Origin of the sequence: Sphingomonas sp. CCH9-F2, assembly GCF_001556735.1 — a bacterium.
Taxonomy (GTDB): domain Bacteria; phylum Pseudomonadota; class Alphaproteobacteria; order Sphingomonadales; family Sphingomonadaceae; genus Sphingomonas; species Sphingomonas ginsenosidimutans.
The window spans coordinates 1-9,889 of sequence record NZ_LSJO01000332.1; the positions used below are offsets into that span (position 1 = coordinate 1).

The window sequence follows — 9,889 nt, forward strand, 5'->3', positions numbered from 1 at the left end:
TGATCTCGGACACGGACATAAGCCTATGCTCAGGGGATAGCCCCAAGCCTCCTTCCTAGGCTTAAATCCGTCCGGTCGAAATGGGGGCCAGTTCACGTACCCCTTCGGTGAAGGCCGCATTGCTTCAAACTGACGGGTTCTGGAGGTAGCACTGGTACAAGCTCCGGTGTTTGCATTGGCGTTAGCGACGGTGCGATGGCCCAGGTGACGTTAATTACGGGCGCGGAGCGGCGCCGGATGTGGACGGCGGAACAGAAACGCGCGCTGGTCCTGGCGGTGTGCGAGCCGGGGGCGAGCGTTGCGGAGATCGCGCCACGGGCGGTGCGCGGATCTGGATGGCGACCGGGCACACCGACATGCGTCGCGGGATGCATGGTCTGGCGCTGCGGATACAGCAGGGGCTGCACCGTGACCCGCATGCTGGCGACCTCTACATCTTCCGGGGCGGCGCGGCGATCTGGTGAAGATCCTGTGGCACGATGGCGTCGGCCTGTCGCTGTACGCCAAACGACTCGACCGCGGCCGGTTCATCTGGCCTGCGGCGAGCGATGGCGTGGTGGCGATCACGCCGTCGCAGATGGCGTGTCTGCTGGAGGCGATAGACTGGCGCAATCCGCGCATGACGTGGCGCCCGGCCGCGGCGGGATAATCAGGCGGGAACGGCGGAAAACCGTGGCTTGATGCCGGTCTTCTGCTATCCTGCCGGACATGGCAGCGGTGCCTTTCGATGATGTCGCGACCTTGCGCGCAGCCCTTGCTCGGGCCGAGGCGGACGCCGCGCGGACGAAGGCGGTCAACGCTGATCTGGCGGCCCGGGTTGCCCTTCTGGAGTTCCAGAACGAGAAGATGCGCCGGGCATTGTTCGGCCGCAGCTCCGAGCGCGGACGCTTGCTCGTCGATCAGCTTGAACTCGGGTTCGAGGAACTGGCGAGGACGAGGCGCTGGCCGCGACGGCGGCAGCCGGCACCAGCGTCGAGGCGTTCACCAGATCGCGCCCATCGCGCAAACCGCTGCCCGCCCATCTGCCGCGCGAGCGCGTCGTAATGGCCGCACCTGCCCATTGCCCGTGCTGCGGGTCCGACCGGCTTTCGAAGCTGGGCGAGGACTTGACCGAGACGCTGGAGGTCGTGCCGCGCCGCTGGAAGGTGGTGCAGACGGTGCGCGAACGCTTCGCCTGCCGGGCCTGCGAGACGGTAACCCAACCGCCCGCGCCGTCTTACGTTACGCCGCGCGGCCTGTTAGGACCGCACTTCCTCGCGCAGTTCCTGTTCGAGAAGTTCAGCCAGCATCAGCCGCTGAACCGGCAGACCGAGCGCTATGCCCGCGAGGGCGTCGACATCAGCCTGTCGACGCTAGCCGACCAGGTCGGTGCCTGCACGGCGGCCCTGGCACCGCTGCATCGCTTCATCGCGGGCCATGTGCTCGGGGCCGGGCGCCTGCACGGTGACGACACCACGGTACCGGTACTTGCCAAAGGCAAGACCGATACCGGACGGCTGTGGACCTACGTCCGCGACGACCGCCCGCATGGCGGCCGGCGCCACCGGCAGCCCTGTTCCACTATTCGCGCGACCGACGCTCCGAACATCCGGCCCGGCATCTGGAAGGATATGCAGGCATCCTGCAGGCCGACGCCTATGCCGGCTACAATGCGCTGTTCCGGAGCGAGCGGGTGCCTGCACCCGTACTCCGGGCGCTGTGCTGGGCGCACGCACGCCGCAAGTTCTTCGAACTGGCCGATGTCGCCGGCCAGGTGCGGCGCAGGCGTGGTAGCCCGGTCATCTCGCCCATTGCGGTCGAGGCAGTGCGGCGGATCGACGCGCTATTCGACATCGAGCGCGCCATCCTCGGCAAGCCTGCGGCCGAGCGGCAGGCCGCGCGCCAGGAACTGAGCCTGCCGCTGGTCATCGACCTCGGCGCATGGCTGCGTGGTCAACTCGCCGCCATGGCGCGCCACAACCCGGTCGAGGCCGCGTACGATACTCTGCTGAAGGACTGGCCGGCCTTCACGGCTTTCCTGGAGGACGGGTGCATTTGCCTGACGAACAATGCCGCGGAGCGTGCCCTGCGTTGTGTGGCGCTCGGCAGAAAAGCATGGCTGTTCGCGGGTTCCGACTGGGGCGGTGACCGCGCGGCGTTCCATGTACAGCCTCACCCTCACTGCAAAGCTCAACGACATCGACCCGCAGGCCTGGCTTGCCGACGTGCTCGCCCGCATCGCCGACATGCCCCAGGCCCAGCTTGATGAACTGCTCCCCTGGAACTGGCAGCCGACCGGCACCACACCGGCACTTGCCCGGGCCGCCTGATGGCGAGTCCAACCTTCGCCTGGACCGCACGCTTCGTCGCCGAGCAACTCGACGTCGCGGAAGACCTCGTCGATGAGATCGCAGCATGGCGATGGAACCTGAAGACGGACGCATCTCCATCATCGACAACAACGAAGACGACGCTCCGTCCGTCACCGCCTTGACCCGGGACGGCATCAATTACCTCAAGGAAACCCTCAGCGATCCTTCATCCTGCTACTACAAGCTCAGCCCGCGGCCCTCACCAGATGGGTACTCCGCATCGAACGCATCGCCATGTCGTCGAGCACCCCGCTAGCGCAGAGGGGTGATGTGTGTTTCGGTCGGTGAGGTCGTCATGACAGGGGGCTTCATGTTGAAGGAACCCCATCGTCTGCCTTCGCTGCCGCAGGGGGAAACCTTAGCGCTGACGCGCGACCTCACCACCAAACGTCACCGCGCACGGAGCGGCTCGTGCAATGAGTCTTACGGGTCACAATCTTAAGGCTGGCTATCGCGTACTATGCTAGGTGCTGGCGCGGTTTATCGCATATTTCTGCCACTCCGACGCATCACAACCCTCATGTGGGGGTGCCCGCGGGGGTGCCTTATAGCCGGTCTGAAGAAATCACGCGAAATCACAGTTTGTTATATTGCGCCGTGAGTGCGGAATCGTGCTGTCCCCGCAACCATACCAAACATACCATCGGCGCCCGCGGGCGCCTTTTGTTGTGTTGGCCGTATCCAGTTCCCACAACCGTCTTGACGGCTTGCGCCCCGGAAGCCGGGCGTCCAGGGCGCTTGTGCGTTCGTCCTCGGCGCGCTCACCACACCACACCGAGGCGGGGGCGCGCGTCTCAGAAACGCAGCCGCAGTTCCGCCAGCAGTGATCGTGGCTCGCCCGGGAAACTGCCGGTCTGTTTTGTGAAGCCCGACGCGGTGTAGCGTCGGTCGAACAGGTTATCGACGCGCAGCAGCAACTCGGCCGGCCCCAGCGCCTTGGTAAGCGAGACGTCGAAGATCGTGTAGGCCGGCACCGCCTGGTTCGACAGCGTCACCCGGCGCGACAGATGTTCGCCGCCAAAGCCCAGCGCGGTGCCGATCGCCGCGATCTGATAGCGGGTCCAGAAGCCCAGCTGATGGCGTGGCGCATTGGCGAAGCGATCGCCGACCGCATTGGTGACCGACTGCCCCGCGACGGTGCCGGTGATCCGGGTATCGTTATAGGCGTAATTGGCCAGCAGCACCCAATCGGGGGTGATATCGGCCGCCACATCCACCTCAACCCCCTTGCTGGTCACCTCGCCGATCGGTCGTAGCTGATCGATGCCGTCACGCGGCGGCAGGGTCGGATCGACCTGGAGGATGTTGCGGCGGACGATGCGATAGACGGCGGCATTCGCCTGGAGCCGTCCGCCGAGCAGCACCGACTTGATGCCGCCTTCCACCTGATTGCCGGTCACCGGGGCGAAAGGGCCGCCGGCGTTGATATCCTGGCTGGCGGGGCTTTGCGGTTCGAAGCTGCCCGACCAGCTGGCGTAGAGCGACAGGCCGGTGCGCGGCTTGACGATCGCACCGCCGCGAAAGGTGAAGCGGCCGTCGCGAAAGGATGGCGCGGCGATGAGGCGCCCGGCGGTGCTGGTGGTCACCGCGTCGTCGAACCGGTCGTATCGCACCCCGCCGACCAGCAACAGCGCGTCGGTGATGCCGATCCGGTCCTGGAGGTAGGCGCCGCGGCGCTTCGTGCGGGTATCGGTGGTCGCGGTGGGGACGGCCGCGGCGCGCGCCGCATCGCGGGCGTCATCGCTGTAGACCGGGTTGTGCAGGCTGAGCGGCGTCACGCCAGCGCGCAGGATCCGTGAATCGAGGATGCTGCGTTCGTCATACCAGTCGGCGCCGGCCTGAAAGCGATGCTCCATCCCCGCCAGCCGCACCGTCGCGGTGGTGTTCGCCATGAAGGACAATCCATCGACGGCGCGGATCTGGTCGCGGAACTCGCGCGCGATCAGATCGTCGCTGCCCGCCACGAAGCCGCGCGGTTCGTGATAACGCTGCGTTTCGGTCGCGTCGAAATAGCGCACGCCCGCGTCGAACGTCACCGCGTCGCCGATGTCGGTCGCATAGCGCGCCTGATACGCGCGCGAAGCGAGATGCAGGATGTCGGTCGGCTCGTTGGCGTTCCAGCGGATGTCGGCGAGGAAATTGCCCGCATCGTCCACCGGCACCCCGCGCAGCCGATTGCCGCGCAGGACATTGTCGTAGACAGTCGCCTGCACGATCAGCGTCCCGCGATCGTTCGTTCGGAACGACAGGCCGCCGTCCCCGATCAGCGAGGTGTTGCGCGTATTGTAGCGGAACGGCGTCATCGCTTCGTAGAAGCCGCCAAGCCGATAGGTGACGATCCCTCCGGCATCGACCTTTCCGGTCGCCTCCGACGAGATGCCGGCGCGATCGTAATTGCCGAGTGTCGCGACGGTGCGCAGCGCGCTGGCCTCGGCAGGCGTCTTCGACACGTAATTGATGATGCCGCCGGGCGATCCGGGGCCGAAGAACAGCCCCGTCGGCCCCTTCAACACCTCGACGCGGCTGATCGTGAACAGCTGCGGCACCGAAAAGCCGATGAAGGGATTGCCGCGCTGGCCGTCGTAGAAGGACTGGTCCTGCCGGAAGCCGCGGAAGGTGACCCCGGCGTAGCTGAACGCGCTGATACCGGAAATATCGCGGTAGATATCGGTCGCATCACGCGCGCCCTGATCGGTGAACAGGTCGGCGTTGACGACCTGGAGCGCCTGCGGAATGTCGAGCGGGTTTTCGGCGGTCTTGCCAACGGTGGTGGTGTCGACGCGGTAGAGCCGTTGGGCGCGCCCGGTCACCACGATGTCGTCGCGCGCGTTGTCCGACGATTGCGCCATCGCCGGCGCGCACGCCAACACCCCGGCCCATGCGGCCGCCACGCTCCACCGGTTCATCTGCGCCCCTTTAATGCTATCGCTTCGCAATAACTGTTATCGTTGAATTGTGCAAGGGTGAAGGTCCGGCAAACTCCTGCGACATTTGCGCGGTAGCGCGCTCGCCGCCGTGGTTCCGGGGACGCATGGCGAAGGAGAAATGGCAATGCGTTCGATCTGTTGGTTGCTGGCCGGGGTGGCGGGCCTTCCCGCTGCCGCCGTGGCACAGGGCGGCACGGCTGGTACGGAGCAGACCCCCGGCACCGTGCCCCCCGCCGGACCGGCCGCCGCTTCGCCCGAGCCGGTGTCCGCGCCTGCGCCAACGCTTGCCGCACAGCCCACGCCGCGCACCGCTCCGCCTGCCGCCGCCGAGGAGGATGAGGACGAAGGCGCGCCCGATATCGTCGTCACCGGATCGCGCCGCCAACCGGGCGCGGTGATCGGCGATATCCCGCCCGAACAGCAATTGTCGCCCGCCGATATCCGCAGCTACGGTGTCGGGTCGATCACCGAACTGCTCGCCGAACTCACACCGCAGACGACGTCCGGGCGCGGTGCCGGGGGCGGGCCGGTGATCCTGCTCAACGGGCGGCGCATTTCCGGCTTCCAGGAGATCCGCGACCTGCCGACCGAGGCAATCGCGCGCGTCGATATCCTGCCGGAGGAAGTGGCGCTCAAATACGGCTATCGCGCCGACCAGCGCGTGGTCAATTTCGTGCTGCGCCGCCGGTTCCGCGCGGTGACCGCGGAGTTGAACGGCCGCGCCGCGACCGAGGGCGGGCAGCAGCAGGGCGGGGCGGAGGCCGATATCGTGCGCATCCGCCGCGACGATCGCGTCAACCTTCACCTCGAATACAGTCGCGCCGGCGCGTTGAGCGAGGCGGAGCGCGATATCCTCCAGCCCGCCGCCACCGCCGCGATCGGCGGCAACGTCGTCGGCGCGACCGCGCTGGGGCCGGGGCTGGGCAATGTCGCCGGGGTGCCGGCGTCGGCCGCGAATGCCGCGCCGGCGATCGGCGACTTCGCCGCCACGCCGAACGCCACCGATCAAGGCGCCTATCGCTCGCTGCTGGCCTCGTCGCGAAGCGTCGCGGCGAACGGCACCTATGCCATGACGATCTTCGGCAATGTTGCCGCCAGCCTGAACGCGACCGTCGACCACACGCGCACCGTCGCGGACCGCGGACTGGCGACGCTGTCGCTGCAACTGCCGGTCGGCAGCCCCTTCTCCCCCTTCGCGCAGCCGGTGACGGTGTCGCGCGCGTTCGACGATATCGGCCCGCTGACGCAGGTCGTCGACACCACCAACCTGCACCTGGGCAGCACGCTGAACGGCGACAAGGGCCGCTGGCGCTGGTCGGTGACCGGCAGCGTCGATCGCGCCGACAGCGATACCGTGACGCAGGCCGGGCTGGACGCCGCCGCGTTCCAGGCGCGGTTGCTGGCGGGCGATGCCACCGCCAACCCTTTCGCCCCGCTGTCGCTGGGGCGGCTGCCCGACAATGTCGGCCGCTCCCGCTCGACCACCGCGGGGCTGGACGCGCTGGCGAGCGGCCCGGTGTTCGCGCTGCCCGCGGGCGACGCCAACACCAGCATCCGCATCGGTGCATCGACCAGCGATTTCAGCAGCCGCTCGACCCGCGGCGGGGTGGCGAGTGCGCCCGGCGACGTCGCACGCGATATCGGCAACATGCAGATCAACCTCGACCTGCCGGTCGCCAGTCGCGGCGCGGACGTGCTGGCAGGGATCGGCAACCTGTCGCTCAACGCCAATCTGGCGGCGGACCATTTGTCCGACTTCGGCACGCTGTGGACGATCGGCTATGGCCTCAACTGGTCGCCGGTGGATGCGGTGCGGGTGATCGCGTCGGTCACCGACCAGGACGAGGCGCCGAGCGCGCAGCAGCTGGGCAATCCGCTGGTGACGACGCCGGGGGTGCGCGTGTTCGACTACGTCCGCGGCACGACCGCGACGGTTACCACCGTCACCGGCGGCAACCGCGATTTGATCGCGGACAATCGCCATGCCCTGAAACTGGGGCTGAACCTGACGCCGTGGAAGCAGAAGGACATCAGCTTCCGCGCGGATTACACGCGGCAGGACACCGACGATCCGATCGCCGCCTTCCCGGCCGCGACCGACGCGATCGCGCGGGCGTTCCCGGGCCGGTTCCAGCGCGATGCGGCGGGCAATCTGTTGCAGATCGATTCCCGCCCGATCAACTTCGCGCGCAGTCAGCAATCGCAGATCCGCTACGGCATCAACATGTCGTTCAAGCTGAAATCGCAGCTGCAACGCCAGATCGAGGCGTATCGCGCCGGCACCGGTCCGAACCCGTTCGAGGGGCTGCGCCCGCCGGGCGGCTGGCGCGGCGGCGGGGACGGCAATGGCGGCGCGGCCGGCGGCCGGCCCGGCGGTGCGCCCGCCAGCGGCGCGGGCGGCGGCGATCGTCCGCGCGGCGGCTTCGGCGGTGGCGGGCGTTTCGGCGGCGGCGGCGCGCAGGCCGGAGGGCGGCTGCAATTCGCGCTCTACCACACCTGGCACCTGACCGATCGCGTGACGATCGCGGATGGCGGCCCGGTGCTCAACCTGCTGGAAGGCGATGCGATCGGCAGCGCGGGCGGCCAGCCGCGGCATGAGCTGCAAGGGCAGGCGGGCTATGTCAACAACGGGCTGGGTGCGCGCCTGTCGGTGAATTTCCAGAGCGCGACGCGTGTCGCCGGTGGCACCCCGGCCGCTCCGCAGACGCTCGATTTCGGCAGCCTGGCGACCGCGAACCTGCGGCTGTTCGCCGATCTGGGCGGGCGTCTCGACTGGGTGAAGGCGCATCCGTGGATGCGCGGCACGCGCGTGACGGTGCAGGTCGACAATCTGTTCAACACCCGCCAGCGCGTCACCGACCAGACCGGGCAGGTGCCGATCGGTTTCCAGCCCGATTATCTCGATCCGCTGGGGCGCTCCGTGCGGGTGGTGCTGCGCAAGTTATTCTTCTGACGACAGGCCGACCTGCGCCGCCAGCCATTGCGCGGCGGCCTCGGGCGTCTGCTTGTCGCGGTCGCGATCGACGCGGTAGTTGGCCGCGCGCATCGCGGCGACCGGGATGCGCCCGACCAGCGGTGCCAGCGCGGCGCGGAACCGTGTATCGCCCTGCCGCCGCGGCGCGATCAGCACGATCGCGTCGTAACCGGGAATCGCCCCCTTGGGATCGCGCAGCACGGTCAGCCCGTCCGCGGCGATCCGCCCGTCGGAGGAAAAGGCGCTGATAACGTCCGCCCGCCCGCTTTCCAGCGCGCGGTACATGAACGTCGGGCTGTAGGGCGTCGTGGAGGCGAAGCGCAGCGGATAGGCGCGGCGGATCGCCGCCCATTCGGCACGGTCGAGGAACTCCAGGTCCGCGCCCAGCGCCAGCCGCGGCGCGGCGGGCACCAGATCGTCCAGCGTCGCGATCCTGCGCGCCCGCGCATCGGCGCCGCGCATCGCGAAGGCATAGGCATTCTCGAATCCCAGCGCGCCCAGCAGCGTGACGCCATGCGTCGCCTGCGTCCATTCGGCGACCGCACGCAGCTGCTGCGCGCGCGGCACGACGTCCTGCCGCTTCATCTCCGCCCCCCAGATCGTGCCGGCATAATCGACATAGACGTCGATATCACCGCCCGCGACCGCGCCGAACGCCACCGCCGATCCCAGCCCGTCGCGATAGCGGACGGTATAACCCGCCCGCGTCAGCCGGTCGCCGATCAGCCGCGCCAGGATATATTGTTCGGAGAAGTTCTTGGCGCCGACCGTCACCGTGCGGTCGTGCCCGCCGCGCGGCCACAGCGGCACGCTGGCCAGCGCGGTCGCGGCCAGCAGCACCCCGCCCGCCGCCGCGACGCGCCGCCACTGCCGCCGCCCGGCGGCGCGCTCCGCCAGCCCCAGCAGCGCATCGACCCCCAGCGCCAGCGCGGCGGAGGAGACGCAGCCGGCGATCACCAGCGCCCAGGCCTGCGTCTGCAATCCGGCGAAGATCAGGTCGCCCAGGCTGGGTTGCCCTACCGTGGTCGACAGCGTCGCCGCGCCGATCGTCCACACCGCCGCCGTGCGCACCCCCGCCATCGCGATCGGCAGCACCAGCGGCGCCTCGACGCGCGCCAGTTTCTGCACCGGCGTCATCCCGATGCCGTCCGCCGCCTCCAGCACCGCCGGGTCGAGCGCGGCGAAGCCGGTGACGAGGTTGCGCACGATCGGTAGCAGCGCATAGAGCGTCAGCGCCAGCAGCGCAGGCAGGAAGCCCAGTGCGGGCACTCCGCCGCCGACCAGCGACGACACCCACAGCAACACCGGGTAGAACAGCGCCAGCAGCGCCAGGCTGGGGATCGTCTGGATCAGGCTCGCCGTGCCCAGCACGACGCCGGCCAGCCGCGGCGCGCGGGCGGCGCGCACCCCCAGCGGCAGCGCGATCAGCAGCGCCAGCGCCAGCGCCGCCATCGCCAGCAACAGGTGCTGCGCGGCCAGCGCGGGGACGCGGGCGAAAGCGTCGATCATCGCGTCATCGCCGTCAGCCGCTCGGCCTGGGCGCGCGGCACCGCGACGAGCGCATCGGCCGCGTCGCCCGCCTCTCCGGCCAGCATCGCGGCGGGGGGCGGGGTAGGTCATGGTCGCTTGATATCTTC

4 protein-coding genes and 2 pseudogenes are annotated in these 9,889 nt (G+C 68.8%); 4 read left to right on the plus strand and 2 right to left on the minus strand.

Going from position 1 to position 9,889, the window contains the following annotated elements:
- Positions 1-368 precede the first annotated feature (368 nt).
- The 3 genes and pseudogenes from tnpB (at position 369) to AX685_RS21580 (ending at position 2,607) form a co-directional block, all read left to right on the plus strand.
- Positions 369-649, plus strand: a pseudogene (gene tnpB, locus AX685_RS09665) (IS66 family insertion sequence element accessory protein TnpB).
- Between the two features lie 59 nt (positions 650-708).
- A pseudogene (gene tnpC, locus AX685_RS20990) lies at positions 709-2,309 on the plus strand (IS66 family transposase).
- Between the two features lie 85 nt (positions 2,310-2,394).
- Positions 2,395-2,607, plus strand: a complete 213-nt coding sequence (locus AX685_RS21580; protein ID WP_156445749.1) for a hypothetical protein — start codon at positions 2,395-2,397, stop codon at positions 2,605-2,607.
- Positions 2,608-3,145: 538 nt separating this feature from the next.
- Here AX685_RS21580 and AX685_RS09680 read toward each other — a convergent pair.
- Positions 3,146-5,257, minus strand: coding sequence for a TonB-dependent siderophore receptor (locus AX685_RS09680; RefSeq protein WP_066488005.1), 2,112 nt, complete (start codon positions 5,255-5,257; stop codon positions 3,146-3,148).
- A 145-nt stretch (positions 5,258-5,402) separates the two neighbouring features.
- On the opposite strand from AX685_RS09680, the gene AX685_RS09685 reads away from it, so the two are divergent.
- The gene (locus tag AX685_RS09685) at positions 5,403-8,231 is read left to right on the plus strand and encodes a TonB-dependent receptor (RefSeq protein WP_066488007.1); all 2,829 of its coding nucleotides are present in this window, start codon (positions 5,403-5,405) and stop codon (positions 8,229-8,231) included.
- Here the strand turns inward: AX685_RS09685 and AX685_RS09690 are convergent.
- Entirely contained in the window at positions 8,220-9,761 is a 1,542-nt protein-coding gene (locus tag AX685_RS09690) for an ABC transporter permease/substrate-binding protein (RefSeq protein WP_066488009.1), read from the minus strand. The genes AX685_RS09685 and AX685_RS09690 overlap by 12 nt on opposite strands.
- Between the last annotated feature and the right edge of the window lie 128 nt (positions 9,762-9,889).